Annotated in this window: 22 protein-coding genes; 8 read left to right on the top strand and 14 right to left on the bottom strand. The window is 67.3% G+C overall.

Annotated elements, in window-relative coordinates; translation table 11 throughout:
- Nucleotides 1-88 precede the first annotated feature (88 nt).
- The 4 genes from K6142_RS08130 to K6142_RS08145 are packed head-to-tail and all read right to left on the bottom strand — an operon-like array spanning nt 89 to nt 5302.
- Nucleotides 89-2263, bottom strand: coding sequence for a cytidylyltransferase domain-containing protein (locus K6142_RS08130; RefSeq protein ID WP_223380802.1), 2175 nt, complete (start codon nt 2261-2263; stop codon nt 89-91).
- Entirely contained in the window at nt 2260-3459 is a 1200-nt protein-coding gene (locus K6142_RS08135; protein WP_190244310.1) for a glycosyltransferase family 1 protein, read from the bottom strand. The genes K6142_RS08130 and K6142_RS08135 overlap by 4 nt, the downstream gene beginning before the upstream one ends.
- Nucleotides 3459-4643 carry an N-acetylneuraminate synthase family protein gene (locus K6142_RS08140; RefSeq protein ID WP_190244311.1) on the bottom strand — a complete coding sequence of 395 codons (1185 nt, stop codon included), beginning with the start codon at nt 4641-4643 and terminating at the stop codon, nt 3459-3461. Before K6142_RS08140 ends, K6142_RS08135 begins: the two co-directional genes overlap by 1 nt.
- A complete protein-coding gene (locus K6142_RS08145) occupies nt 4640-5302 on the bottom strand; it encodes a winged helix-turn-helix transcriptional regulator (protein ID WP_190244312.1) in 663 nt (220 codons plus the stop codon). Before K6142_RS08145 ends, K6142_RS08140 begins: the two co-directional genes overlap by 4 nt.
- A 485-nt stretch (nt 5303-5787) precedes the next feature.
- Between K6142_RS08145 and K6142_RS08150 the strand changes: the two genes are divergently transcribed.
- The 6 genes from K6142_RS08150 (at nt 5788) to K6142_RS08175 (ending at nt 13171) form a co-directional block, all read left to right on the top strand.
- Nucleotides 5788-6756 carry a hypothetical protein gene (locus tag K6142_RS08150; protein ID WP_190244313.1) on the top strand — a complete coding sequence of 323 codons (969 nt, stop codon included), beginning with the start codon at nt 5788-5790 and terminating at the stop codon, nt 6754-6756.
- A gap of 347 nt (nt 6757-7103) precedes the next feature.
- Complete coding sequence (locus K6142_RS08155) at nt 7104-8666, top strand: ABC transporter substrate-binding protein (protein WP_190244314.1); 1563 nt, start codon at nt 7104-7106, stop codon at nt 8664-8666.
- A 567-nt stretch (nt 8667-9233) separates the two neighbouring features.
- Nucleotides 9234-10211 (top strand): ABC transporter permease, encoded by a 978-nt coding sequence (locus tag K6142_RS08160; RefSeq protein WP_012612947.1) that lies wholly within the window; start codon nt 9234-9236, stop codon nt 10209-10211.
- A gap of 1 nt (nt 10212) precedes the next feature.
- A complete protein-coding gene (locus K6142_RS08165; protein WP_190244315.1) occupies nt 10213-11133 on the top strand; it encodes an ABC transporter permease in 921 nt (306 codons plus the stop codon).
- A 3-nt stretch (nt 11134-11136) separates the two neighbouring features.
- Nucleotides 11137-12138, top strand: a complete 1002-nt coding sequence (locus K6142_RS08170; RefSeq protein ID WP_190244316.1) for an ABC transporter ATP-binding protein — start codon at nt 11137-11139, stop codon at nt 12136-12138.
- Between the two features lie 13 nt (nt 12139-12151).
- Complete coding sequence (locus tag K6142_RS08175; protein ID WP_190244317.1) at nt 12152-13171, top strand: ABC transporter ATP-binding protein; 1020 nt, start codon at nt 12152-12154, stop codon at nt 13169-13171.
- A 232-nt stretch (nt 13172-13403) separates the two neighbouring features.
- Here K6142_RS08175 and K6142_RS08180 read toward each other — a convergent pair whose 3' ends face one another.
- The 9 genes from K6142_RS08180 to K6142_RS08220 all read right to left on the bottom strand — a co-directional run bounded on the left by K6142_RS08180 (nt 13404) and on the right by K6142_RS08220 (nt 23073).
- Entirely contained in the window at nt 13404-14618 is a 1215-nt protein-coding gene (locus tag K6142_RS08180) for a MalY/PatB family protein (protein ID WP_190244318.1), read from the bottom strand.
- A 243-nt stretch (nt 14619-14861) separates the two neighbouring features.
- Nucleotides 14862-15344 (bottom strand): type III secretion system chaperone, encoded by a 483-nt coding sequence (locus tag K6142_RS08185; protein ID WP_190244319.1) that lies wholly within the window; start codon nt 15342-15344, stop codon nt 14862-14864.
- A 240-nt stretch (nt 15345-15584) separates the two neighbouring features.
- On the bottom strand, nt 15585-17123 hold the full coding sequence (locus K6142_RS08190; protein ID WP_190244320.1) for a hypothetical protein: 1539 nt from the start codon (nt 17121-17123) through the stop codon (nt 15585-15587).
- A 482-nt stretch (nt 17124-17605) separates the two neighbouring features.
- Entirely contained in the window at nt 17606-19651 is a 2046-nt protein-coding gene (locus K6142_RS08195; RefSeq protein WP_190244321.1) for a ribonucleoside triphosphate reductase, read from the bottom strand.
- The gene (locus K6142_RS08200) at nt 19551-20267 is read right to left on the bottom strand and encodes a radical SAM protein (RefSeq protein ID WP_012612937.1); all 717 of its coding nucleotides are present in this window, start codon (nt 20265-20267) and stop codon (nt 19551-19553) included. Before K6142_RS08200 ends, K6142_RS08195 begins: the two co-directional genes overlap by 101 nt.
- 549 nt (nt 20268-20816) lie before the next feature.
- Nucleotides 20817-21281, bottom strand: a complete 465-nt coding sequence (locus tag K6142_RS08205; RefSeq protein WP_012612936.1) for a chemotaxis protein CheX — start codon at nt 21279-21281, stop codon at nt 20817-20819.
- Nucleotides 21282-21646: 365 nt separating this feature from the next.
- The gene (locus K6142_RS08210) at nt 21647-21931 is read right to left on the bottom strand and encodes a tetratricopeptide repeat protein (RefSeq protein WP_223380803.1); all 285 of its coding nucleotides are present in this window, start codon (nt 21929-21931) and stop codon (nt 21647-21649) included.
- 266 nt (nt 21932-22197) lie between these two features.
- Nucleotides 22198-22476, bottom strand: a complete 279-nt coding sequence (locus K6142_RS08215; RefSeq protein ID WP_012612934.1) for a DUF2325 domain-containing protein — start codon at nt 22474-22476, stop codon at nt 22198-22200.
- Nucleotides 22477-22878: 402 nt separating this feature from the next.
- Nucleotides 22879-23073 (bottom strand): ferredoxin, encoded by a 195-nt coding sequence (locus K6142_RS08220; protein WP_012612933.1) that lies wholly within the window; start codon nt 23071-23073, stop codon nt 22879-22881.
- 99 nt (nt 23074-23172) lie between these two features.
- Between K6142_RS08220 and K6142_RS08225 the strand changes: the two genes are divergently transcribed.
- Complete coding sequence (locus K6142_RS08225) at nt 23173-23805, top strand: hypothetical protein (RefSeq protein WP_190244323.1); 633 nt, start codon at nt 23173-23175, stop codon at nt 23803-23805.
- Between the two features lie 405 nt (nt 23806-24210).
- On the opposite strand, the gene K6142_RS08230 is transcribed toward K6142_RS08225, so the two are convergent.
- Nucleotides 24211-24492 carry a hypothetical protein gene (locus K6142_RS08230; protein ID WP_190244324.1) on the bottom strand — a complete coding sequence of 94 codons (282 nt, stop codon included), beginning with the start codon at nt 24490-24492 and terminating at the stop codon, nt 24211-24213.
- Between the two features lie 267 nt (nt 24493-24759).
- Here K6142_RS08230 and K6142_RS08235 point away from each other — a divergent pair, with 267 nt between their 5' ends.
- The gene (locus K6142_RS08235; RefSeq protein WP_190244325.1) at nt 24760-25548 is read left to right on the top strand and encodes a type III pantothenate kinase; all 789 of its coding nucleotides are present in this window, start codon (nt 24760-24762) and stop codon (nt 25546-25548) included.
- Nucleotides 25549-25580 lie beyond the last annotated feature (32 nt).

Below are 25580 nucleotides of genomic sequence, written 5' to 3' on the forward strand. Positions count from 1 at the left end.
ACGCGAAGCAGGCGTCCCAGAACTGCGCGTCGGTGATGCGGGGTAGCGGGAGCGAGGGCGCCCCGTTCTGGGTTGATTGAGGCGGTGTTCACGGGGTGTTTCCTGTGGCGGCTTGAGCGGTGATGTCGGGGTGTCCGCCATGGACGGCCAGGGCCATGCCCCGCGCGGCGTCCAGGCGCGAGGCCACCAGTGTGGCCTGGGCGCGACCGATGGGGATGGGGTGATAGGCTAGGCTGGCGGATTCGTCGGGGCCGGAATCGTGCGGGGCGGGGGCGCCATCGACGATGCCTTCCGTTGTGCTTTCTGTGGTGCCGCCCCCAACGCGCAGCAGGGTCAGCGCGCCGTCGCGGCACAGCACACCGGGCAGGTCCTGCCGCCGGGCGGGCACGCCCGGTGCGGAAAGCACGGAACCTACCGCGTCCACCCGCTTGAGGTGCGCGGGGTGCACCGGCGCGGGCGATACGGAACATGCGGGCAGGTCGCGTCCGGCGTTGGCGGCGGCAAGGGCTGCCCGCGCCGAGCCGACGAAGGCGCGCAGGGTGGCCGCATCCAGCAGGGCGGCGCGTCCGTCGATGCACAGGATGTCCCGCCCGAAAACTTCAGGTGCATGGGTGACAATAGCAGGCCCGGCCGTGCTTGCCGCCGCAAGGTCGCCAGCGTTCAGCAGCGGCACAGGCCACGCGGCGCGGCGAGTGGCGAGAAATTGCGGCAGGGGCAGCAGGTCCAGCCCGTAACGGTGGGCCACGGCACGGGCCATGGCCCCTTCACCGCACACGGCCAGCGGGACGTGGGGCAGGGCGGCGCGTACCGCGTCCAGTACCCGGCACGGCGCGGGTATGCCAGCGATGCGCAGGTACGGCCCGTCCGTGCCTTCCGCGTCTTCCGGCGCATCCGGCACATTCGGCACATTCGGCACATCCGTCATGTCCGGCGCATCCGGCGCATCCGGCACATTCGGCACATTCGGTACATCCGGCGCGCCGGGCGGCTCCAACCCTTCGGGCGGCAGCACCACAACGCAGGCCAGGTCGGCAGGGGCCGCCATGTTCTCCATGCCGGGGGTAACGGGCGCAGCCGGTACACCGGGCCGGGCGTCCGTCCCGCCGTTTACTGCGGCGTGGTGCGCGCCATCGTGCGCGGCCACGTCCGCCGGGGTGCACGCCGGAAACGGGTCGTCCCCGTCCAGCAGCAGGCGGCAGGTGGCGAGGTCCCACGGCTCGTCGATGTCCACGCCCTGCCGGGCGGACAGCACGTGGGCCAGGGGTTCCGCCGGGGGCGCGGGAATGTCGGTCATGTACTGCCGGAACCACGGCTGCACATGGTAGTACGGGCGGTTGCAGGTGATGGAAAACGCGCCGCATTGCAGAAACCGCTCGTCGTCCGGGTAACCGTGTTCCGGGCGACCATGTCCCGGGCAGCCGTCTTCCGGTCCTGATTCGTTCGTGCCGTCGCCTTTCGTCGGGGCCGGTCCGCCGTCAAGCGGGCGGAAGTCCGGGGTCAGGAATTCCAGCGACACGGCGGGCAGGCGGGCCACGGTCTGGAGCGAGGGGCGGTTGGCCGCCGCCAGCCGGTCCACGGCGCGGCGCATCTCGTCCGGGTGCAGGCAGGGGTGGGTGGCCGAGACGGACAGCAGAAAGTCGGGCACGCGCCGCTCCACCAGCAGCATCCACACCTGCGCGTAGACCCAGACGTCCAGCGGCGACGCCTCGTCCGTGGCCAGTTCCGCCGGACGCAGGAAAGGCACGTCCGCCCCGGCGGCGCGGGCTGCCGCGGCGATGTCCGGGCAGTCGGTGTTGACCATGACCCGCGTGATGGACGCCACCGACCGGCAGGCCGCCACGGCCCGCGCGATGAGCGGCGCGCCGCCCACCGTGCGCAGCGCCTTGCGGGGCACCCCGCGCGAACCGCCGCGCGCCGCGATGACGGCCACCACGTCCCATTCCGCGCGCGGGATGTTCACGTCGCGCCGGGCCGGGTCGCACAAATGCTGGTGACGCACCCGCCCGCAGTCCACGATCCAGTCGTACAGGACGGAGGATGGCAGGCCGTGGGCCAGTACCCGGTGTACACCGCTGTCCGCGCGGCCCAGCCACGATTCCGTCACCGCCAGCACGCACTGTTCGGCGGGCATGATGGCCTGATCGGGTAAATGGGGAAGGCCGCGCGAAGGGGCAAGGTCGGGCAGGCGGGACTGGTCGGGACGATGGGGACGGACACCGGGCGCGCCGGGCTGCGCGGGCGAAAGGGGATGGCGCGCGCTCATGGCCGGTCTCCCCGGCTTTCCCGATCACCCTGCCCGCTGACGACGGGCGCGGCTTCCGGAATGGCGGTTGCCGCATCGGCGGGCGCATCACCCAGCGCCGCCTGGTGCCGCGCCGCGTGCACCACATCCGGCAGGGTCACGGCAAAAAAACGTTCCGCCGGGGTGTCCAGCGCAAGATCCGGCTGGCGCCAGTCGCGGGCGGCGGCCACGGGGTCGTGGGCCAGCGATGCGTAGGCCGCGCCGTATGCGGCGGCGATGCGTTCCGGCTGCCAGTGGGCTTCCATCCAGGCTCGCGCGGCGCGGCCCGCCCCTTGCGCGTCTGCCGGATGGTCCAGCAGGTGGCCCAGCACGTGGGCCGCATCCTCCAGCCGCACGTCGATGAACGGACAGCCATCCGTTTCCGCCATGCGCGCCAGCACCCGGCGGCAGCGGCCATCCAGGTGGGCCAGAACCGGCTTGCCCTGGGCCAGCCCTTCCAGCCCGGTCAGGTGCCAGCTGCCGGTGACCAGGTCGTCCACCACGATGCGGGACAGTCGCTTGGCGGCAAGGGTGGCGGCCAGCGGCGTCTTGTGCACCAGGTGCCAGCTTGCCCCGCGCGGCAGGCACGCGGCGCGCACGGCGGCCTCGGCCTCTGGCCGGGCCTTGGTGTTCCAGCGGTCGGCCCAGGCCGAATGCAGCCGGGTGGGCGACAGGAACACGTCGTGGCGCAACGGGCCGTGCAGGGCAGGGTCGTGCGGCAGATGGTCCGCGTCGTGGATGGGCAGGGGATTGGGCACCACCCGCGCGCGGGGGTAGCAGCGTTCCTGAAACTGGCCCACCACCAGCGCGGGGATGGACTGGGCCAGCAGCGCGGCGGGGGTGATGTCCATGCGGCCCGCCACCAGCCCCGGTTCGCTGTGGAACTGGCGGATCACGAGCGTGCCCCTTTCCGCCAGCGCGCGAAAGTCGATGGGCGCGAAGTGGCGCGAATCCAGGTCCAGATAGTTGTGGAAGTGGATGATGTCGGCCTGCTCCGCCAGTTCGCGGGCGAGGCCCGGCGTTTCGTCGAACACCACGTCCTGCCCGAAGTCCTCGCTGCCGTATCGCGTCAGGTCCACCAGCCGGGCCGTGCAGCCGGGCAGATGGGCGTTCAGCGCCCGCACCAGGCGCAGCGGCGCGCCCGCCAGCGGGGTGACGGCGAAATGGACCACGCGCATCACGCGGCCCCGGCCTTGCGGCGGATTTCGGACCCGGCTCCGGCCCCGGATTCGGACCCGGACGGGGCTTCCGGAATGTCCGGTTCGCCCGTGTGCACCGGCATGGCCAGCATGGCGGGCAAAAGCTGCCCGTCGCGCGGCAGGGCCACGGTCAGGGCATTGCCGATCACCGCGTCCCACAACTCCGGCGACAGGCCGTCGCCGGGGCTTTTCACGGTCAGGTCGTCCGGGGCCAGCACCGTGCCCGCCGCAAGGTTCCGCGCGGCCACCAGACTTTTGCGCAGCTTCACGGCCATGGCCGCCTCGTGTGGGGTGACGCGCTTTTCGGCCACGCCCATGGCCTGTTCCACCTCGCGGATCATCCGGACCATGAGGGCCAGGTCGTCCGGTTCCAGCGATGCCTGATGGTCGGTGCCGCGCTGGGTGCGGTCGAGGGTGAAGTGGCGCTCCACCAGACACGCCCCGCGCGCCACGGCGGCCACGCTGGGGCCAATGCCCCGCTCGTGGCCGGAATAGCCCACGGGCAGGCCGTAGCGCCGGGCCAGCTGGTCCATCACCGGCAGGGCGATGTCCGCCTCGTCGCAGGGGTAGCTGGAATTGCAGTGCAGCACCACCACGCCGCCCCGCCCGGCGGAAAGCTCGGCCACGGCCCGGTCCACCTGGGCAAGGGTGCTCATGCCCGTGGACAGCACCACCGGCAGCCCCAGCGCGGCCACCCGGCGCAGCATGGGCACGTTGACCACGTCGGCGGAGCAGACCTTCAGCAGTTCCACCTTCAGCTCGGCCAGCACGTCCAGGCTGGGCGCGTCCCAGGCGGAGGCGAAGAAGACCATGCCCAGGGATTCCGCCAGTTGCTTCAGTTCTGCGAACCGGGCGGCGGAAAGTTCCAGCGCGTCGCGGTGTTCGCCGTAGGTGGGGCCGAAGCTGTTGGGGCCGCCGTAGGCGGCGCGCGCGCCCTCTGTGGTGAGCAGGGCGGAAGTGTCGCGCTTCTGGAACTTCACGGCGTCGGCACCGGCGCGGGCGGCCTCGCGCACCATGCGCCGGGCGGTGTCCATGTCGCCCTGGTGGTTGTTGCCCACTTCGGCCACCACAAGGCACGGGCTGCCGGGGCCGATGCGCCTGCCGGAAGCCAGGGTGATGCAGGGGGCGGCGGAGCCGCCCGCGATGTTGGCGGGTGCGTTCATAACAGCACGACGACCTCCCGCGCCGATTCGGGCATGCCGGGCATGGCCAGCAGCTGTTGCTGGATGGTGCGCTGGTGCGCGAACGAGGCCACCACCACCGCGTCCACGGCCAACTGGCCGGGTGCGGCCAGCAGGGCCGCCGGGGGCTGCACGGTGTGCCCGTGAAAGGGGGTGCCGTGCTTGGCGGTGTCGTTGTCCACCACCAGGGTGACGGCAAAGGGGGTGCCTTCCAGCGCCGCAAGCACCACTTCGCCCGTTTCGGCGGCCCCGAACAGGGCCAGATGCAGCGGGGCGGGGCAGGGGGGCGCATCCGGCGCGCGGCCTTCCGCCAGCGGTTCCAGCCGCCGCCGCACCAGTTCCTTGATGGAGGCGAACCCGCGCACCATCTCGGCGCAGTACTGCTCCATCATGTGGCGCCGTGCCTCCTGCCCCTTGTCGGTCAGCCGGTAGGCAAAGCTCTTGCGGTTCACCGGGGCGAACTGGACCATGCCCTCGCGGTGCAGTTCCGCCAGGTACTGATTGACCATGGCGCTGCTGGTGCGGCTGAACCGGGCCAGCTGGGTCTGGCTGAGCCTTTCGTTCTCGGTCAGCGCCTGCACCACGGACAGCAGGCGCAGCTTTTTGGACGGACGGATGTAGTCCTTGCCCTGGAAGAACATGAGGCCCCCGAAAAATCGTTCAGTATGTTTATGATCGATTTTCGCAGGCCGAGGGGGATGTGTCAAGCAGGGTGCGAAAAAATCACGGCTGGCGCGGGTTGGCGGGGAATGTGCCATGCCCGCGCGGGGTTGCGTCGGGTGCGGTGCATGCCGTCGGGGCGCCGGGCGCAAGGGGACGGGGAGCGGATGAAGGGGGGCGGCCACCCAGCCGCTCCGGCATCGTGGCGGCCCGGCACGGCACCGGCGTTGCATGCGCGCGGTGCGGCGGCGGATTTTGCCGCGTGGCCGTGCCGCCCTTCCGTCGGTCTGTCCCTTGCGCACAGCGGTTATTCTTGACGCATGGCGGCTTCCGGGGCAGTGCTCATGAACGCGCGGCACAGGGGCAAGGCCCCGCTCGGGGGAGTTCGGGCCGCCGCGCGTGAGACACCACGGACGCACGAACATTCGGGGCATGCCACGCGCCAGGGCATGTTGCAGGAGCATCAATGGCATTGTTCGGCAAGAAGGACGAGGAACACGCGGCGAACCTGGTGTTCCAGCAACTGCGCCTTGCGGCGGACCGCCGGGCGCGATTCTACGTGGTGGTGCGCACCCGTGACGGCAAGCAGCATTCGCTGCCGGGGCTCATCGAATCGTACGAGGGCCCCACGCTGCTCATCGACATGTCCAGCGGGGTGCGGCTTTCATCGGCGTGGAAGGGGCAGACGGTGGAATGCTACTTCCGCATAGTGGCCATGGCCCCCCAGCGCACGGAACAGCATTTCATGTTCGCCTCGCGCATTCTCGACATCCGCGCCCTGTTCACCGGGCTCATCGTGGAATTGCAGAAGCCCGCCGCCATCGAGTCGGGCCAGCGCCGCCGCAGCGTGCGGGTGCGCCCGGTGCCGGAACTGGTGGGCCTGCTGGAAATGCGCCGCGACCAGTCACCCGATGACGGCCCGCTGCCCCTGGCCGCGCTGGACGGCTACCAGCGCATCATCGGGATGGCTGCCCAGAATCCGCTGGAGGGCGAGGCGCCAACGGTTCCCCCGGCCCCCGCACCCGCCGCCGACCAGGCCCCCGTGCCCGCCTCCAGCCCGGCCAGCGACCCGCAGCCCGGCCTTGTGGATATTTCTGCCGGGGGGCTGCGCGCCTGCATCGCCCCCCGCGCGGGCGAGGACGGGGAAAAGGGGCCGCTGGCGCGTGGCGACAGGGTGGTGCTGCGCGCCATCCTGCACTGGCCCGGCGGCGCGCATCAGCCACTGGACGTGCTGCTGAAGGCGGAGGTTTCCACACGCATGTCCACGGGCAGCGTGGCCGGCGGGGCGGATGTGGGCGTGGAGTTTCTGGCCGACGGCAAGGTCGACGCCGACGGCACGGTGACCTGGGTGCCCGTGCGCGACGGGGTGTACCGCATCGCCCAGTGGGTGAATGCCGTGTACATGGAATACATGCGCAAGGTGCGTTCGCAGTAGAGGCGCGGTGGACGTTCCGCCGCCCGGGCGCGCGGCACGCCTTTTCCCGCCATCCGGGGTTTTCTGCCGGGGCCGTCGCACCCGTGCTGGGCGCGGCGGCCCCGGCATGTTCCGGCTACAGGCTGATTTCACGGTACATTTGTGTAACGTGATTTGACAATATTCGCACGGCGCGTGGCTTGACGCACTTGCCGCCGGATGGTCTACAGGACTGTCGGTCTCATTGCACTGGACAACGCATCGCGGGCATCACTGGTGCCGACAGGACGGCCACGGGACGAGCCGTCCGCACAGGCCATGCCGGGCCCGCGTGGCGTCATTGTAGCAACAACCGCTGGAGGTACTGGATGAAACGGACTCTCGTACTGCTTCTGATGATGTTGGCGGCCGTGCTGGCGTTCGGCCCCAAGGCCGAAGCCGCGGAAGGCAAGACCTTCCGCGTCGGCATCTCGTCCGACCCTGAATCGCTCGATCCGCACATGCAGCTTTCCGGGCCCATGCTGGCATACTCGCACTGGGTGTTCGATCCCCTGGTGCGCTGGACCCAGGACATGAAGTTCGAGCCGCGCCTGGCCGAAAAGTGGGAGCAGATCAACCCCACCACCATGCGCTTCCACCTGCGCAAGGGCGTCAAGTTCCACAGCGGCAACCCGCTCACCGCCGCCGACGTGGCCTGGACCGTCAAGCGCCTGAAGGAATCCCCCGACTTCAAGGGCCTGTACGTCAAGTTCGCCGAGCCCAAGGTGGTGGACGACAACACCATCGACATCATCACCACCGAGCCCTACGGCCTGGTGATGAACCTTGCCACCTACATCTTCCCCATGGATTCCAAGTTCTACTCCGGCACCGACGCCGCTGGCCAGCCCAAGGGCGCAGTGGTGAAGAACGGCGCCTCGTTCGCCAACGAGAACGCCTCGGGCACCGGCCCGTTCATGGTGGCCCAGCGTGAACATGGCGTGAAGCTGGTGCTGAAGGCCAACCCCAACTACTGGGGCAAGCACGGCAACGTCGAGACCATCGAACTTACCCCCATCAAGAACGAAGCCACCCGCGTGGCCGCCATCCTGAAGGGCGACGTGGACTTCATCACCCCCGTGCCCGTGCAGGACTACGACCAGCTGGCCAAGAACCCCGATGTGGAGCTGATCACCATGGCCAGCACCCGCATCATCACCTTCCAGCTGAACCAGAAGCGCAACCCCGCCCTGGCCAACCCCAAGGTGCGTGAAGCCATCATCGCCGCCACCGACCATGCGGGCATCGTGGCCAAGATCATGAAGGGCTACACCGTGGTCACCCAGCAGCAGGCGCCCAAGGGCTACCCCGGCTACATTGCCGACCTGAAGCCCCGCTTCGACCTGGCCAAGGCCCAGAAGCTGATGAAGGAAGCGGGCTACGAAAAGGGTCTGGAACTGACCATGATCGCGCCCAACAACCGCTACGTGAACGACGAAAAGGTGGCCCAGGCCTTCGTTTCCATGATGGCCAAGATCGGCATCAAGGTGAACCTGAAGACCATGCCCAAGGCCCAGTACTGGGATGAGTACGACGCCCAGGTTGCCGACATCCAGATGATCGGCTGGCACCCGGATACCGAAGACACCGCCAACTACGGCGAATACCTGCTGATGTGCGCCAACAAGGACACCGGCATGGGCCAGTACAACAGCGGCAACTACTGCAACAAGAAGTACGATGCGCTGATCGAGGAAGCCAACCGCACCACCGATCCCAAGAAGCGCGACGCACTGCTGCAGGATTCCGAAAAGCTGGCCTACGACGAGGCCGCCTTCGTGCCGCTGCACATGGAACCGCTGTCGTGGGCTGCCCGCAAGACGGTGACGAACGCCAAGGCGATCATCAACGTGCAGGACTTCCCCTATTTCGGTGACGTGGTGATGAAGTAATGACGAACGGGCGCGGCTGGTTACCAGACCACCGCGCCTTTTCGACGGTTTTGTGAAGGCGGGCGGGCAGGGGAACACCCCTTGCCTGCCCCGCCGAAATTTTGTAGCCCACCGGGCGGGGATCACCCCGTTACCGACGCGCGGCATTCCGCCGCCCTCCGCATTCCGGCTTTCGGCTGGGCATTCTGCCAGCCTGTCCGGACCCGCGGCGAGCGTTCCCAGCAGGCCCACCGGAGCACGGTGCGCTGATCGAGGCCGGGTTGCGGACAACGCCGCGCACGCCGTTTCGCGCCTTCGCGCTTTCGTGGCCGCCGCCTGCGGACCCGCTGCCCCTGCCCCGCAGGGCGCCATGGATCAAGCCGTGGCCGGGACGCACGCATGCACGGGCCCCGCAGCGCGCGGGCGCTGCCGCCGTCAGTCCGACCCCGTTTCCGTGGCGTGCGGGGGGGCACCGTGTGGCGCCCGCATCGAACGGGCCCGCATGGTGTGACCCGCATCGTGTGACAATGACGCGCGGCACGCGGCACCGCGGCAACCAGCAACGCCGTTACCGGCAACGAGACGCACATGTTCGCATTCATCGTCCGCAGGGTGGCGCAAGCCCTGCTGGTCATGTTCATCATCAGCTTCATCGGGTTCGCCATCAAGCAGTCCGTCGGCGACCCCACGCGCGAAATGGTGGGCGTGTCCGTATCCGTCAAGGAACGCGAGGCCCTGCGCGAAAAGCTGGGGCTTAACGACCCGTACCTGGTCCAGTGGGCGCGCTTCACCAAGAACGCCGTGCAGGGCGACCTGGGCACCTCGTACTTCTACCGCAAGCCCGCGCTGGACGTGATCCTGGCCAAGGCCCCGGCCACGCTTGAGCTGGTCTTCGTGGCCCAGTGCATCATCGTGCTGATCTCGGTGCCGGTGGGCGTGTATTCCGCCTGCCGCCCGCGCTCGGTGCTGTCGCGCCTGTTCATGGGCATCAGCATCGTGGGGGTTTCGGTGCCGGTGTTCCTGACGGCCATCTTCATGATCTACATATTTTCGGTGCACCTTGGCTGGCTGCCCTCGTTCGGGCGCGGCAACCCGGTGGAGATATTCCCGGGGTGGACATCGGTGCTGACCACCTGGTCCAACTTCAAGCACATCATCCTGCCGTCCATCGCCCTGTCGTCCATCATGCTGCCGCTGTTCATCCGGCTGATCCGTGCCGAGATGAAGGAGGCGCTGGAGACCGAGTACGTGAAGTTCGCGCGGGCCAAGGGTCTGCCCGAATGGCGCGTGGTGATGGTGCACGCCTTCAAGAACACCCTGTTGCCGGTCATCACCGTGGGGGGCGTGCAGCTTGGCATCATGATCGCCTTCACCATCCTGACCGAGACGGTGTTCCAGTGGCAGGGCATGGGCTTCATGTTCGTGGAGGCCGTGGAGCGCGCCGACACCGCGCTGCTGGTGGCCTACCTGATCTTTGTCGGGGCCATCTTCGTTACCGTGAACACGGTGGTGGACCTGATCTACGGTTTCGTGAATCCCATGGTCCGCATCGCGGGGAGGAAGTAGCATGGCCGGTCTTCTGAAACGTTTCCGCCAGTCGTACTTCCTGTATTCCTTCCTGCGCGACCCGGTGGCGGTGACCAGCTTCGCCCTGTTCGTCATCCTGGCCGCATCGGCCCTGCTGGCCCCGGTCATTGCCCCGCACAACCCGTTCGACGGCGCCAACATCGACATCATGGACGCGGAAACGCCCCCCCTGTGGAAGGACGGCGGCAACCCGGCCTTCCTGCTGGGCACCGACAACCAGGGGCGCGACCTGTTCTCGGCCATACTGTACGGCATGCGCGTTTCCCTGCTGATCGGGGTGGGCGCCGTGGCCATGCAGGCGTGCATCGGCATCATGGTGGGCCTGCTTTCCGGCTACGGCAGCCGCAGGCTGGACAACATCCTGATGCGCATAGCCGACGTGCAGCTGTCGTTTTCGTCGTACATGGTGGCCATCTTCCTGGGGGCCATCGTGCAGATGACCTTTGGCGTGGGCCGCTACGAGCAGGTGGCCGTGCCCTTTCTGGTGCTGGTCATCGGCCTTGCCGAATGGCCTCAGTACGCGCGCACAGTGCGCGCATCGGTGCTGGCCGAGAAGAAGAAGGAATACGTGGAGGCGGCGCGGGTCATCGGCCTTCGTCCGTTCCGCATCATGTGGCGGCACATCCTGCCCAACACGCTCACCCCGGTGCTGGTCATATCCACCGTGCAGGTGGCCAACGCCATCATGAGCGAGGCGGCGCTGTCGTTCCTGGGGCTGGGCATGCCGGTGACCAAGCCTTCGCTGGGCTCGCTGATCAAGTCGGGCTTCCAGTACTTCTTCAGCGGCAGCTGGTGGATCACGCTGTTTCCCGGCGTTGTGCTGATCCTGCTGGTGCTGTCCATCAACCTGCTTGGCGACTGGCTGCGGGACTTCCTGAATCCCAAGCTGTACAAGGACTAGTCCATGCAACCGCTGCTCGACGTATCCAACCTTACCGTCAAGTTCGCGCTGCGCGACACCGCGCTTACCGCCGTCAACGACGTCTCGTTCACCCTGGCCAAGGGCGAGCGCCTGGGCCTTGTGGGCGAATCGGGCGCGGGCAAGTCCGTCACCGGGTTCTCCATCCTGAACCTGGTGTCCAAGCCCGGCTTCATCGCGGGCGGCTCCGTTCTGTTCGAGGGCAAGGACCTGACCACGGCCAGCGCGGAAACCCTGCGCGACATACGCGGCAACAGGATCAGCATGATCTTTCAGGATCCCATGATGACCCTGAACCCGGTGCTGACCGTGGGCACGCAGATGATCGAAACCATCCTTGCCCACAAGAAGGTGACCCGCAAGGAAGCCGAGGCCATTGCCCTGGACAAGCTGCGCAAGGTCTACATTCCCTCGCCGGAGCGCCGTCTGGCCCAGTACCCGCACGAATTTTCGGGCGGCATGCGCCAGCGCATCGTCATCGCCATCGCGCTGCTGACCTCGCCGTCGCTGATCATCGCCGACGAACCCACCACCGCGCTGGACGTGACCATCCAGGCCGAGATCATGGACCTGCTGCTGGAGCTGTGCCAGTCGGAGGACATGGGCCTCATCCTGATTACCCATGACCTTGGCGTGGTCTCGCAGGTTACCCAGAAGATCGCGGTGATGTACGCGGGGGGCATCGTGGAAATGGGCGACACCGCCAGGGTGGTGGGCGAGCCGCTGCACCCCTACACGCGGGGTCTGCTGGGCGCGCTGCCGCAGTGTGCGGACAAGGCCGACTGCGGCCTTGCGGATGTGGCCGCACCCCGCGCGCGCCGCCGCCTGAACCAGATCCCCGGCAGTATGCCCAGCCTTTCCGACGTGCCGCGCGGCTGTCCGTTCAACAACCGCTGCGAACTGTGCGAAACCGTGTGCACCACCACCCGGCCGCTGCTGGAAAAGAAAAGCGACGGGCGGATGGCTGCCTGCCACATGGTAGCCTAAGGGGGACACGGGAATGACCAACCAGATCACCGCACTGCTTTCGCTGCGCAACGTCGTCAAGCATTTCGACATTTCCGGCGGGCTGCTGGACCAGCTGCGCATTTCCGGCGGCCGCATCACCCGCAAGCGCACCGTGGTGCATGCCGTCAACGACGTGAGTTTCGACATCCTGCCCGGCGAAACCCTGAGCGTGGTGGGCGAATCGGGCTGCGGCAAGTCCACCCTGGCGCGTACCGTCATCGGCCTGTACCGGGCCACCGGCGGCGAAATCCTGTACCGGGGCGAACGCATCGACAACCTGAGCGACAACGGCATGCTGCCCTACCGCACCCGCATGCAGATGGTCTTTCAGGACCCCTACGCCTCGCTGAACCCGCGCATGAAGGTGCGCGAGATTCTGGAAGAGCCGGTGCGCTTCCACAACCCCGGCATCTCCGACGCCGACGTGCGTTCCCGCGTGGCCGACGTCATGGAACAGGTGGGCGTGAACCCGCTGTGGGGCGTGCGCTACCCGCACGAATTCTCCGGCGGGCAGCGCCAGCGCATCTCCATCGCCCGCGCCCTGGTTGTAGACCCCGAGTTCATCGTGGCGGACGAGCCCATCTCTGCGCTGGACGTGTCCATTCAGGCGCAGGTGCTCAACCTGATGATGGACATGCAGGAAAAGCGCAACCTGACCTACCTGTTCATCAGCCACGACCTTTCGGTAGTGGAGCACATCTCCACCCGCGTGGCCGTGATGTACCTGGGCAGCCTGTGCGAACTGGCCAGCGCCGAAGACCTGTTCGGCAACCCGCGCCACCCGTACACCCGGGCCCTGCTGTCGGCCATCCCGCGCATCGGCGGCAAGGCCGCCGGGCACATCAAGCTGTCCGGCGACGTGCCCACGCCCATCAACCTGCCCACGGGCTGCGTGTTCCATGGCCGATGCCAGCACGCCAACGCGCGCTGCATGCAGGAAGTGCCCAAGGCCCGCCAGCTTGAAGGCGGCGCGCAGGTGGCCTGCCACGGCGTGGAGGAAGGGCGGATTTAGCGAGCGGTGTAGGTTTTATAGATGAATTAGGGAAGGGGCCCCTTTAACGCTCTGCGGTCCTCATCCGTAAGCTTCGCGCGTTGCGCTCACCTAACGGCTGAGGCAAAGGGTCTCCCTCCCCGAACCCCTCCCCCCAAAATTTTTTCAAAGTCCCCCGCCGCGCTGAAGCGGCGGGGGACTTTGCGTTACTGGGGGCGGTTCTGTGGGAACCTCTGGCGAGCCTCGGTGCTTGCTAGGCCAACACATCCGCCATGCGCTCAAGCGCGGTGCGCAGCAGGGCACGCGGGCAGCCCAGGTTCAGGCGCAGCCAGCCATCGCCCTCCGGGCCGAAGCTGGAACCGGGGCTGGGCACCACGCCCGCATCAAAGCGCACGCGGTGCAGCAGGTCCGCCTCTGCAAGGCCCAGCGGGCGAAAGTCCACCCATGAAAGGTAGGTGCCCTGCGGCTGCATGACCCGCACGCCGGGCAGGCGCGCGGTCAGCACGTCGCGCACCAGCGCGGCGTTGCCCGCGATGTAGTCCATCAACGCGTCCAGCCACGGGCCGCCGTGGCGGCAGGCCGCCTCGGTGGTGGCCAGCCCGAACATGTTGGGGTGGCGGATGCCGAGGCCCGTCAGCTCCGCGCGGAAGGTGCGGCGCAGGGTGTCGTCCTCGATGACCACATGGGCCAGCCCAGCGCCGGGCACGTTGAACGCCTTGGCGGCGGACACGGCGGTGATGGTGCGTTCGGCCACTTCCGGGGCCAGGCTGGCCAGCACGGTGTGCGTGTGGCCGGGCAGCAGCAGGTCGTGGTGAATTTCATCGCTGACCATGAGCGTGCCGTGCTTCAGGCACAGTTCGGCCACGCGGGTCAGTTCCGCGCGGGTCCACACCCGACCGCCGGGGTTGTGCGGGCTGCACAGCAGCAACACCCTGGCCCCGCGCCCGCCATCGGCAAGGGCCGTGTCCAGCGCGTCGAAATCCATTTCGTGGAAGGGGTTGCCCCCGGCATCCGTGGTGAGGGCCAGCGGGTTGGCCAGCACCCGGCAGCCCGCATCCTGCACCGCCGCGCGGAAGGGCGGGTAGATGGGCGTCTGGATGACCACGCCGTCGCCGGGCCGGGTGAACAGGCGCACCGACAGGCACAGCGAGGCCACCACGGTGGGCAGGGGCAGCAGGTGGCGGGGGTTCACGGTCCAGCCGTGGCGGGTGGCCAGCCAGTGGGACACGGCCTCGCGGCAGGCTGTTCCATCTGCGGGGTAGCCGAACACGCCACGCTCGGCCAGCCGGGCCACGGCATCGCGCACCGCCGGGGGTGAGGCAAAGTCCATGTCGGCCACCCACAGGGGAATGGCGTTGGCGGCTTCATCCGGCGAAAGGTTGAACATGCGCCCCATGTCGTCCCATTTCAGGCTGCCGGTGTTGCGTCGGTCGGGGGCGTGGTCGAAGTCGAAGCTGTGGTCGGGCATGGCGATGGGTGACGCGGTCGTCGGGTTTGCGGGGCGGGTGGTGTGGTTCGAAAAGGCATCGGGCGGCGCGCCGTGTGCGGCGCACTGCCTCTGCCGGATCCAGACCCAGCGGAGGCCGCGGCTGCCGGGCTTTGCCGGTCGTGTCGGTCGTAGCCGGTTGTTGCCGGTCGTAGCCAGCCGTTGCCGGTAGTGCCGGTCACGGTCGGGAGCCGTCGGGATGTCCCTTGCGAGGTCGTACGGCCCCTATACGCGCAGCATGGCTCCGTGGGGCAGGGGCGGGACCGCCTCGTTGTCGGACGCGGCGCCGACCACGTTGTCCGGCTGTTGCCCGGCTAGGCGTCCGCACTCGGCGCGCCAGTGCCGCCCCACCTGCACGAAGTTTTCCAGGATCCGCAGCATGACCTCCACGTCCAGCAACCGCAGGGGCAGGACCATCTGCAACAGCACGGACCCCGCCTCGGCATTGACGGAAAGTGTGGCCCCGGCGGTGTCGCGGAAGAAGGTCTGCCCTTCCAGCAGGGCGGCATACAGGGCTTGGCGGCCTTCAGCGGGCAGCGGGGCCACCTCGGTGTACAGCAGTACCTGATCCGGCCCTTCCAGATGATAGGCGCTGACCAGCATGTCGTCGATGCCGATCACCACGCTGACGCCGTTGTCGATGGACAGTTCACCCTGAAGCAGGCGTTCGCCCACGCCGCGCATGAGGCTGCCGAAAGCATCTTGCATGATATTCTCCTGCCCGCGCGGCAGGAACGCGCGCGGTGGCTGTGTGTGACTGGGCGACGGGTGCTTGCGGGGGCATGCGCCCCGACCGGGTTCCGGCAGCAACGCGGGCTGTCGGGGGGGCTGGCCCCGTCAGGCCCAGGCAACCCCGGTCAGGCCCGGTATCCCCGGTCAGGCCCGATCAGGTCCAACGGGACCAGCCGATCGGGCGCGTCCGCCTCTACGGGGCACGTCCGCCGTCCGCTACGTGTGGCCGCTCATCTGAAGGTGCGTCAGTTCGCTGGTGCCGTCGGGGTGCACCACGTAGTCCATCTCGCAGTCGAACGGGGTGCCGGGCGGCCTGCGGAATTCCATGCGGATGTCGCCGTTGTCCTCGCGGTGCAGGCTGATGTTCATGGCGCAGTGCTCCGAACGGGGCGCCCCGGTCATGAACGACAGGTTGCGCACCAGTGCAAGCCCGGCTTGCGACATGCCGAACATGACCACCAGGGCCTGGCCGGGGTTGCCTTCGCCGCACAGGGCCACGACCTGTTCGCGAATGTCGCGGGTCATGGCGTTGGGGTTGCCCCCTGCGTATCGGGCCTTGTCGGCGGCGTCCATGTGGGTGTCGTCGTTGACGTCGATGCTGTGCTGGCCCTGGGGGGTGGTGAAGGTGAACGTGGAGTGCACCCCGTCTTCCTGCCCCATGCGGTGCAGGTCCGCACCAAGTTGCGCCTCGGCGGCGTCCAGGGTGCCGTGCGGCGTCAGGGAGTACAGGGGGGCAGTGCTGACAAGATCGTGCAGCGCGATGGGGCCGGGTTGCAGGGCAAGCTGGGCGGCCACGTCGTGCCGCATGCCCGCGCACATGGATAACAGGACCAGTACGGGGACATCCGGCCTGTCCTGCGCGGCCTGCTCCATTTGCGCACGCAGGAAGTCCGACAACGCCCCGCCGAGTTTCAGGGGGGAATCGCCCATCCCTTCGGGCATGGGGGCGTTGTTGGTGCAGGCGTTCCATATGGTGGCCGCGGCAAGGGGGCCTTGGGGCTGGGCGGCGCGCATTGTCGGCAGCTTTTCCAGCATCAGGGCCACCGTGCCCATGTCGGTGCTGTTGCCGCAGAACATGGCGCGCATGTAGCTCATGTCCTTGGCCAGTTGCGGTGGCACGCGCTCCATCACGTCGCGGTAGCTGCGGTCCGGGGTGTGGTCCACGGCGGCGCGGTAGGCGGCAAGGCAGGGCAGCTCGCCGGAGCTGATCTGCTGGAACAGCTTGTCGGGGGTGAAGAATTCCTTGCCGCTGTGGCCCGGACCCTGCGCAAGGTAGTCCTGGGTCAGTTGCCTGCATTCCGCCTTTTGTCCTTCCGTCCAGTTCTTTCCGGCGAAAAAAGCGTCCATGGCGGGGGTGAGCGTGGCCCCCTCGAAAAGGGGGTTGTCGCCGGTGAACTGCTGTACCAGCGTGGAGTTCATGCGGGCCACTTCCTGCCTGCCCGCCTCCACGTCGCGCAGCAGGTCGCGCACCACGCAGGCCCGCAGCGGCTTGCCCTGGGCCTGCAAGTGTTCCAGCCTGGCCTCTGCGATATTGGCCACGTCCGGGCCGTAGAGCGACAGGATGGCGCTGCGCAGGCTGTCGATGGTGGCGCGGTGCGTGGCCTGCCCGGTGAAAAACGCGCCAAGGCGCCCGGTCTGCTCCATCCGTCCGTTCCGGAACACCACGCTGCTGGTTGTGTCGTTGCCCTGCGCCGCATGGGCGAACGCGTCGAGAACCTGTGCGGCATTGTCCGGGTGCATGGTAATGGGGGCCATGGTACGTCCTTTCTGTCTGCTGCGGTGGGGTGCGTTCCTTCCGGTTCTGGCACTGCGGAGCGCAACGTTGCGGAGGTGGCGCGGGGTTCGGGGGCGCCGCGCCTGTGCCATGACGCGGAAAAAGCAAACGCCGTGCCGGGTTTGGGGTCATGGAGCCGCCTGCAACGTGTCTGCGGGGACAGTACGGCAAAAATTCCGGGAAATGAACGTGGCCGGTGGCGCCCATGCCGGATTTTTCCGTCGTTGTTGCAGGGTCTCGCCCGTGCAGGGGGCACCGGGCGGCACCGGGAAGGCGGCACGGGCAACAGCGGTGGCATTGCCGGGTGCGGCATGTTGCTGCGTTGCAAACGGTGTTGGCATGACGGACCCCCCACGGGTGCAGTCTGCCCCTTTCTCCACCCGCAAACGCGAAAACCGCCGATGACGGCGGTTTTCGCATTGCTGGGTCGGCCCGCAGGGAGCGGGGCGGGCGGAGTCGTGGCCTAGAACCCGTTGTAGCAGACGCGGTCGTCGTATTCGACCTGCTTGCCCTTGTTCCACTGGGACACGGGGCGGTAGTAGCCCACGATGCGGGTGTACACTTCCGTGGCCTGGCCGCAGTCGGGGCATTCGTGCTGTTCGCCTTGGAGGTAGCCGTGGTCCTTGCACACCGAGAAGGTGGGAGTGACAGACAGGTACGGCAGGCGCGTCTGGGTGAAGGCCTTGATGATGAACTTCTTCAGGGCCTCGGTGTCGGCCACGGATTCACCAAGGTAGGTGTGGAACACCGAACCGCCGGTGTACAGCGGTTGCAGCTTGTTCTGGTGGTCCAGCGCGGCGAACACGTCTTCGGTCATGCCCACGGGCAGGGCGGTGGAGTTGGTGTAGTACGGCGTGCCGTTGCCCGAGGCCTTGATTTCGGAATAGAGCGACTTGTCGATCTTGGCCAGCCGGTAGCTGGTGCCCTCGGCGGGGGTGGCTTCCAGGTTGTACAGGGTGCCGGTTTCTTCCTGGAAGCGCGCGGTCAGGTTGCGCAGGTGGTTCAGGGTGCGCTGCATCAGCCGCACGCCCGCCTCGGTTTCAATGCCCTTGCCCAGCAGGTTCTGGCAGGCCTCGTGCCCGCCCACCAGGCCGATGGTGGAAAAATGCCCGGCAAAGCCGTGCTTGAGGTACCGGCGCGACCACGGGAACATGCCGCGTTCCAGGTTGGCGGTCACCAGCTTGCGCTTGAATTCCAGCGAATCGCGGGCCAGTTCCGCGTATTCGGTCACCATGTCCAGAAAGTCCTCTTCGCCCTGGGCAAGGTAGGCCAGCTTGGGCAGGTTCAGGGTGACCACCCCGATGGACCCGGTCAGGTCGCCCGCGCCGAACAGCCCCCCCACCTTGTTGCGCAACTGCCGCAGGTCCATCTGCAACCGGCAGCACATGGAGCGCACGTCTTCGGGGTTGAGGTTGGAATTGATGAAGTTCTGGAAGTAGGGCGCGCCGTACTTGGCGGTAAGCTTAAGCAAGAGGTCGCCGATCTCCGAATCCCACGGGAAGTCCTTGGTGACGTTGTACGTGGGAATGGGAAAGGAAAAGATGCGGCCATGGAAGTCGCCGTCCAGCATCACTTCCAGGAAGGCGCGGTTCAGCATTTCCATTTCCGGCGCGTATTCGCCGTAGACCGAATCCCTGTATGCGCCGCCGATGATGACGGGTTCGGTGGCGATGTGCTTGGGCGGAACGAGGTCGAAGGTCAGGTTGGTGAACGGGCTCTGGCCGCCCCAGCGCGAGGTTGTGTTCAGGTTGAACACGAACTTCTGCATGGCCTGGCGCACCTGCTTGTAGGTCAGGCCGTCGTTGCGCACGAAGGGGGCAAGGTAGGTGTCCACGTTGTTGAAGGCCTGGGCGCCCGCCCATTCGTTCTGCAACGTACCGAGGAAGTTGATCATCTGGCCCATGGCGGTGTCCAGATGCTTGGCGGGCCCGGCGCTGGACCGGTTTTCCAGGTTGAACCCTTCCAGCAGCAGGTCGCGCAGGCTCCAGCCTGCGCAGTAGCCCGCAAGGCCAAAGGACAGGTCGTGGATGTGGAAGTAGCCGTGGTCGTGGGCCTGGCGCACTTCCTCGGGGTACTTCTCGAGCGCGTACTTGGCCTGCAGGGTGCCGGAAAGGTGCAGCATCAGGCCCTGGAACGAGTGCGTCATGTTGGCGTTCTCGTTCACGCGCCAGTCGGCCTTGGTGAGGTAGTTGTCGATGGTCTCGGAAATGTCGAGGAAGGCGGCCTTCTGCTCGCGCAGGGTGCGGCGCGTTTCGCGGTAGATGATGTACCGCTTGGCCACCGCGTACAGGCGCGATTCCATCAGCACCTGTTCCACGGTGTCCTGCACCTGTTCCTGCTCGGGAATCTCGCAGTCCGCGAGTTTCAGCTCCACCCTGTGGGCGATGCGCCTGGAGAGCAGCGGGTCCTTAATGCCGTTGGCTTTCAGGGCCTTCAGGATGGCTTCCGCGATGCGGTCCGTGGACCACGTCTCCAGCCGTCCGTCGCGTTTCAGAATCTGCTTCGGCATGCTTCCTCCGGGGGGGCACGTAATCCTGTATCTTCAGGTCGAATCCGGCGGGAAGCTGGCTGCGGGCCGCTTCCACGTCGTCATCGGAAAGCACGGGAACGCGGGTGAGGCGGAACATGAAGGCATCGGGCTGCGCCTGGGCCAGCGCGAAGATGCGCGAAAGCGCGGTGCGGGCCTCGTCCGGGCTGGTGGTGCCGCCGGACAGGCGCGGGTAGAGGGCAAAAGGCCCTTTGACGTCGATGGAGAAGGCGTCGGCCAGCCCGTCGCGCAGCAGCAGTTCCACCACGTCGGGGCGCAGGCCGTTGCTGTCCACCTTCACGGGCAGGCCGAAACGGCGCAGGCCGCGCAGCATGTCCGCGAAGCCGTCGACCATGGTCGCTTCCCCCCCGGTCACGACCACCCCGTCCAGCCAGTGGCGGCGGGCTTCGATGTAGGATTCGATGGCGGCGCGGGAGAGCAGGGGCAGGGTGTCGGCATGCCAGGCCAGCTGCCAGTTGTGGCAGGTGGGGCAGCGCATGTTGCAGCCGCCCAGAAAGATGACGCAACTACTGTAGCCGGGCCAGTCGCAGAGGCTCAGGCGCTCGAAGCCATGCACGTGGTTCCATGCGGAGGACATGACGGGAAGTATCCTTGTCCGGGCGGCGAGATCCCGGAAACGAAAAGCCCCTTGGCGGCGCCTTGCGGCAGGTGCGTTGCGGTGCTCCGCGCCGTCAAGAAAGTGTCTAGTAAATTTTTAACCCGGCGGGTTAGTTCGAGCCGAAGCCTACTGCACCCATATTTTTTTGTATAGTGGGGTGTTTTGGAAAAGCCAGTCCTTAACCCGTTAGGGGGTGGAATACCGGGCTATTTTTTCCCGGTTTTCTGCCGTCGGCAGGGGTGGTTGGGGCCTTTGTGCCTGTCTTTTCACAGGCTGCGCGCGGCGTTGTGCGCATGGTGCGCGGCAGTGGCATTTCGTTGCGGCACGTGGCGCTGCGCGACGCAATGATTCATCGTGATTTCAGAGTGATGCCTTGTGAATTTCGTGCTGGGGAAAAATAGGTGCCGCCGGAGTTCCGGCGGCACCGTACACAGCAAGGCAGGGGTATTGTGGATACGCTGACGGTGGAAAACTCTCGTGCGTTCCCGCACGCGTCCCGACGGCGGCGCCACCTGGGCCCGGAGGCGGCTACTCGAAGCAGAACTCCACGGTGAAGTCGCCGTGGGGCGTGCCGAAGGGAATGGCGATGATGGGCGCCTTGGTGACGTGGCTGATGGTGTGCCCGTCGCCCATGATAACCGAGGGGGTGGCCCCCTGGAAGGTCATGCCCATTTCGGCAAGGCCCGCGCGGGCCTGGCCGGAGATCATGTTGGTCACCTCGCCCACGGCGTCCTTGATGTCCTGGACGATGTCCTGGATGTCGTCGCCCAGCATGGCCTTCACCAGGGCGATGGCGCACTTCTTGGTGAAGGTCACCGAGATGGTGCCGTTCTTGTACCCGGTAATGCCGATGACGGCAGATACGTCGCCCTTGGCCACGTTGTTCTTCTTCACGTAGGGGGGCCCAGCCGTGGGGGTGATGCCCGCCATGGTGGACAGCACGTTGATGGTGGCCGCGACGAAGGGCTTTGCGACTTCGATGCCGCTGCTCATGGTATGGCTCCTTGACGGTGGGCGTGCCCCCCCCTCCCGTGATGTGGCGGGGTGGCGAGGGCGCACTGAACAACCTACTGGAAACGGGCTGGGGCCGTCCAGTGCCAAGGCGCTCGTTTCACGCAAATGGCCGGGAAACGCGGCCCACATCGCCGGGCAAGGGCGAAGACTGCGGCGTCGCGGTGCGGCTCTGCACGTGGCGGGCGCAGCGCATGCACGGGCCATGCATCGTGCGGGCGGTGAAGGGGAAGCGTGCGCGCGGGCGCGCCAGTGTCATGCGGGATTGGCGCGCGACGTGCGCAGCATGGTGCGGGCGCCTGGCGGGGGCGCGGGAGGATGCCGTACCGCAAGCCTGCGCGTGGCGGCTAATGCAGAACGCTGGCAGAGGCTTCCGCCTTGGCGGCGTTCAGGTTGCCCGCGATGGCGGTGTAGACGCGGTGCTGTGTGCCCACCTTGGCTTCAAGATGAGCCAGGGCGGCGGAGAAATGGGTCACGGCTTCGTCGGTGCGGCCACGCAGGCGGCAGACCAGCCCGAGATTGTTGCGGATCTTGGCCTCGAACCCGACAAGCCCAAGGGCCATGGCCTGGCGCAGGGCCTGCGAAAGCAGAAAGTCCGCGTTGGCGAGGTTGCCTTCCGAAAGGGCCTGCATGCCCTGCCTGTTCAAAGCGCCGATCCGGCTTGCTGCGCACATGGTCTTTGTCCTTGGTCCAGAAATGTGATGCGGTGATGGCGTGGCGCCGTGCTTTCCGTCCGGGGTGGTGCCCCATGGTGCCCCATGGTGCCGCTGGCGTCGCTGACGCCGCCGCGGAGCCCCGGCATGAAGCGTGGGTGCGGCTGCGCCGGGCGGGTCGCATCCGCGCGCTTTGCGGGTAAGGGCCGGGGTTCCACGGCGGTGGCGTCGTCGTGCCTGAAATTCTAGTTGGTGGTGTCCAGGGCCTGACGCAGTGTGGAAACGCCGCAGCTGTGCAGCATCTGCACGGGAATGCTGTTGGCCTTGGCGTGCTGCACCACCTCGCGCTTGGCAGCGTGCGAGATCTTGTTGGTGAACACGATGACCAGGTCCGCCTGGCCGAGCTTGTCGGCGATGCGGTTCTCCTTGCCCGTGAACACCTTGAGGTCCACGCCGCTGGCGAGGGCTGCATTGATGTAGTCGCGCTTCAGTCTGTCCATTCCGCCGATGAGTGCTGCGCACATGTGAGGCTCCTTCCGACGAGTCTCGCGTCGTTTTGTCCTGTTTAATGAAAACGATTTTCATTGTCAACACGAGCGCGTGAATTTTTATGCTGCCCATGCGCTGCGCAGCGTGTTCCGGGAGGATTCCGGTGGCAATTGGCGGGCAAAACCCTGGAACTGTCGACTGTTATTGCGCGGCGGGGCATTGCGTACGACGTGGTCTGCCCCGTGACGAGGCAGGGGCGGATTGGCGCGGCGGGATGCGCGGCGCGGGGCGTAACGCGTGCGGGCCGCGCGTCCCGGCAAGAACGAGCGGCCCGTGCGGAATGTGCCGAAACGGGCAGGTATGGAGGGGCGTCGGGCGCGGGGGGCGTCCGGGCGGAGCGCCGTGCGATGCGAAGCGGGGAGTTTCGGGACGCGGGGCTATTCCTCGCGCCACTCGATACATTCCACCGGACAGGTGGAGATGGCGTCTTCCACGCATTCCGCGGTGGTATTGGGGTCGATGACCTCCGCATATTCGCCTGCGCTGGACATTCTGAACGCCTCGGGGCAAAGTTCGACGCACGATTCGCACGCCATGCATTCGTCCTGATCAAGGTACAGATACTTCGCCATGGTGGCCTCCTTGGGCTGTTTGCTCCATGGCATAGCATGGCCGAAGCGTCGAGCACAACGGGCGGGGCGCACGGCGTCCAACGCAGCGGAGGCAACCCGGTGGCATCCAAAGGCGACGCGCGCCAGGCGCGCGAGTACCTGGCGCGAGCCAAGGCATATTTTCACAGGCACGACGTGCCCCGCGCCCTGGCGGCCACCGCCGCCGGCGTGCAACCCATCGTGGACGGCGGCATCGTCGGGCGCGACCTGGCCGAACTGCACGGCGCGCTGCGCGAGATGGTGCAGATGCTCTCGCGCGACGAGGACGTGAAGACGCGTGCCATGGCGATTTCGCCGCGCGGGCTGACCTTCGAGAAGGGGGCCGAGAAGCAGTTGCTGGCCATGCTGGCGCGCATTCTGCGGTCCATGCGCGACGAGCAGGAGCAGGAAACCTACGAGCAGGCCATTGCCCGCAAGCAGCAGCTGGACAAGCTGCTGCTGCACGGCAAGCGGTTGCTGGAACACAAGAAGGTGGGCGAGGCGGACGAGGCCTTCACCGAGGCCACGGGCTTCTACCGCAACGAACACCGGCTGTTTCTGCTCATGGGCAAGGCCATGCTGGATGCGGGAGAACCCAAGCGCGCCCTGCGCCACCTGCGCAAGGCCATGGAGGTGGACCCGGACAAGGAGCAGGCCAGGCGGGTGCACGATACGGCCCTGGCCCGCAGCAAGGGCGAGCCCGATCCGGCGTGATGCCCCGGCGTTGCCCGGCACCCCGGTTCTGCCTGACGCCGGGCGCGTCCGACTGGCGCCGGGCGGGCAGGGGGCCGACAGCGGACAGGCACCGGACCGGGGACCGGGGCCAGACCGGCCCGGAAATCCGGCAGGCACAGGAAATCCGGCAGGCACGACGCCCTCATGCACGCGAAACGTTCCGCGTGCATGAGGGCGTCGTGCCGTTGCGGCGCAGGGAGAATGACAGGCTGCGTGCCGGTCAGGGGACAGCGACAGGGCGATTACAACAGGGGGACAACATCAGGGCGCAACATCAGGGCGGCAACGGCAATTGGTGCCCCGTTGCGGCGGGTTGCCGGGAGGCTGGCGGCGGGCTGGGGTCCGGCTGGCGTCCAACTGCCGGGAGGCAGCCCGGAGGGCGGCCTACAGGTCCAGCAGGCGGGCCACCCGTTCCGGATCCAGCGAGCGGTGCGCATCGCCGGAGGGGGCGGCCAGCATGTCCATGACCGCGCTGTAGGCCAGGTCGGCCTCGGCGGTGGGCACCTCGGCATTGGCGGCCTGCCCTGCCGGGGCAGCATGGGCGGACTGGGCACCGGTGGCGCCAAGCGAGGAACGCTTGGCTTCGGTGGTCTCGCGGGCGTGCGCCAGCAGCGTGTCGATGCGAGAGAAGGTATCCTGCGAAATGGTGGTGATGCCCGTGGTCATGGCGGCCTCCTGGAAGTTTTTTCCGTATGCCCGGGCAGGAATGCAAGTGACGTGCAAAACCGCAGGCGACGTGCCCTGTCATCTTCGTTATTCCCATCATTCCCGGCGGGCCCGGCAGGCCGCGAACCGTTGCGAATCGGGCCGCTTTGAGGTAGGCGAAGCGGCGCGCCACGGTTGCGTTTCCGTCCGAACAGGCTACACTTGCGCAAAGGTGCATCACGCACGGGACGGCAGCGGCCACATCCATACCCGACTGGCGGAAGCGGCATGACCCAGCATTTTCTGCTGTTCGACATAGGCAACACCAACGTCAAGATCGGCATCGCGGTGGAAACCGCCGTGCTGACTTCGTACGTGCTGCCCACAGACCCCGGCCAGACGGCCGACTCCATCGGGCTGCGCCTGCTGGAGGTGCTGCGCCATGCCGGGCTGGGACCGGCGGACGTGGGGGCCTGCGTGGCCAGTTCGGTGGTGCCCGGCGTCAACCCGCTGATCCGCCGCGCCTGCGAACGCTACCTGTACCGCAAACTGCTGTTCGCCCCCGGCGACATCGCCATTCCGCTGGAAAACCGTTACGAACGGCCCGCCGAAGTGGGCGCGGACCGGTTGGTGGCGGCCTATGCCGCCCGGAGGATGTACCCCGGCCCCCGGTCGCTGGTATCCGTGGATTTCGGCACCGCCACCACGTTTGACTGTGTGGAAGGCGGTGCGTATCTTGGTGGTTTGATCTGTCCCGGCGTGCTGTCGTCCGCCGGGGCGTTGTCGTCGCGCACGGCCAAGCTGCCGCGCATCAGCCTGGAAGTGGAAGAGGATTCGCCGGTCATCGGGCGGTCCACCACCACCAGCCTGAACCACGGCTTCATTTTCGGCTTTGCCGCCATGACCGAAGGGGTGCTGGCTCGCCTGCGCGGCGTGCTGCCCGGCCCCACGGAGGTGGTGGCCACGGGCGGATTCGCCCGGGACATCGCGCGGGTGAGCAGCTGTTTCGACCACGTCAGGCCAGACCTTTTGCTGGAGGGCCTGCGGCTGTTGTATATGGAACGTGACGCGCGCTAGGGATTGCGGCGCGCCGCGTCGGAGCCGGATTT

This window comes from Nitratidesulfovibrio sp. SRB-5, assembly GCF_019931275.1.
GTDB lineage: Bacteria > Desulfobacterota > Desulfovibrionia > Desulfovibrionales > Desulfovibrionaceae > Cupidesulfovibrio.

What these genes read in the sequence shown, in the direction of transcription:
- K6142_RS08130 (WP_223380802.1), bottom strand. Translation starts at nt 2,263, where the DNA reads ATGAGCGCGCGCCATCCCCTTTCGCCCGCGCAGCCCGGCGCGCCCGGT.
- K6142_RS08135 (WP_190244310.1), bottom strand. Translation starts at nt 3,459, where the DNA reads ATGCGCGTGGTCCATTTCGCCGTCACCCCGCTGGCGGGCGCGCCGCTG.
- K6142_RS08140 (WP_190244311.1), bottom strand. Translation starts at nt 4,643, where the DNA reads ATGAACGCACCCGCCAACATCGCGGGCGGCTCCGCCGCCCCCTGCATC.
- K6142_RS08145 (WP_190244312.1), bottom strand. Translation starts at nt 5,302, where the DNA reads ATGTTCTTCCAGGGCAAGGACTACATCCGTCCGTCCAAAAAGCTGCGC.
- K6142_RS08150 (WP_190244313.1), top strand. Translation starts at nt 5,788, where the DNA reads ATGGCATTGTTCGGCAAGAAGGACGAGGAACACGCGGCGAACCTGGTG.
- K6142_RS08155 (WP_190244314.1), top strand. Translation starts at nt 7,104, where the DNA reads ATGAAACGGACTCTCGTACTGCTTCTGATGATGTTGGCGGCCGTGCTG.
- K6142_RS08160 (WP_012612947.1), top strand. Translation starts at nt 9,234, where the DNA reads ATGTTCGCATTCATCGTCCGCAGGGTGGCGCAAGCCCTGCTGGTCATG.
- K6142_RS08165 (WP_190244315.1), top strand. Translation starts at nt 10,213, where the DNA reads ATGGCCGGTCTTCTGAAACGTTTCCGCCAGTCGTACTTCCTGTATTCC.
- K6142_RS08170 (WP_190244316.1), top strand. Translation starts at nt 11,137, where the DNA reads ATGCAACCGCTGCTCGACGTATCCAACCTTACCGTCAAGTTCGCGCTG.
- K6142_RS08175 (WP_190244317.1), top strand. Translation starts at nt 12,152, where the DNA reads ATGACCAACCAGATCACCGCACTGCTTTCGCTGCGCAACGTCGTCAAG.
- K6142_RS08180 (WP_190244318.1), bottom strand. Translation starts at nt 14,618, where the DNA reads ATGCCCGACCACAGCTTCGACTTCGACCACGCCCCCGACCGACGCAAC.
- K6142_RS08185 (WP_190244319.1), bottom strand. Translation starts at nt 15,344, where the DNA reads ATGCAAGATGCTTTCGGCAGCCTCATGCGCGGCGTGGGCGAACGCCTG.
- K6142_RS08190 (WP_190244320.1), bottom strand. Translation starts at nt 17,123, where the DNA reads ATGGCCCCCATTACCATGCACCCGGACAATGCCGCACAGGTTCTCGAC.
- K6142_RS08195 (WP_190244321.1), bottom strand. Translation starts at nt 19,651, where the DNA reads ATGCCGAAGCAGATTCTGAAACGCGACGGACGGCTGGAGACGTGGTCC.
- K6142_RS08200 (WP_012612937.1), bottom strand. Translation starts at nt 20,267, where the DNA reads ATGTCCTCCGCATGGAACCACGTGCATGGCTTCGAGCGCCTGAGCCTC.
- K6142_RS08205 (WP_012612936.1), bottom strand. Translation starts at nt 21,281, where the DNA reads ATGAGCAGCGGCATCGAAGTCGCAAAGCCCTTCGTCGCGGCCACCATC.
- K6142_RS08210 (WP_223380803.1), bottom strand. Translation starts at nt 21,931, where the DNA reads ATGCAGGCCCTTTCGGAAGGCAACCTCGCCAACGCGGACTTTCTGCTT.
- K6142_RS08215 (WP_012612934.1), bottom strand. Translation starts at nt 22,476, where the DNA reads ATGTGCGCAGCACTCATCGGCGGAATGGACAGACTGAAGCGCGACTAC.
- K6142_RS08220 (WP_012612933.1), bottom strand. Translation starts at nt 23,073, where the DNA reads ATGGCGAAGTATCTGTACCTTGATCAGGACGAATGCATGGCGTGCGAA.
- K6142_RS08230 (WP_190244324.1), bottom strand. Translation starts at nt 24,492, where the DNA reads ATGACCACGGGCATCACCACCATTTCGCAGGATACCTTCTCTCGCATC.
- K6142_RS08235 (WP_190244325.1), top strand. Translation starts at nt 24,760, where the DNA reads ATGACCCAGCATTTTCTGCTGTTCGACATAGGCAACACCAACGTCAAG.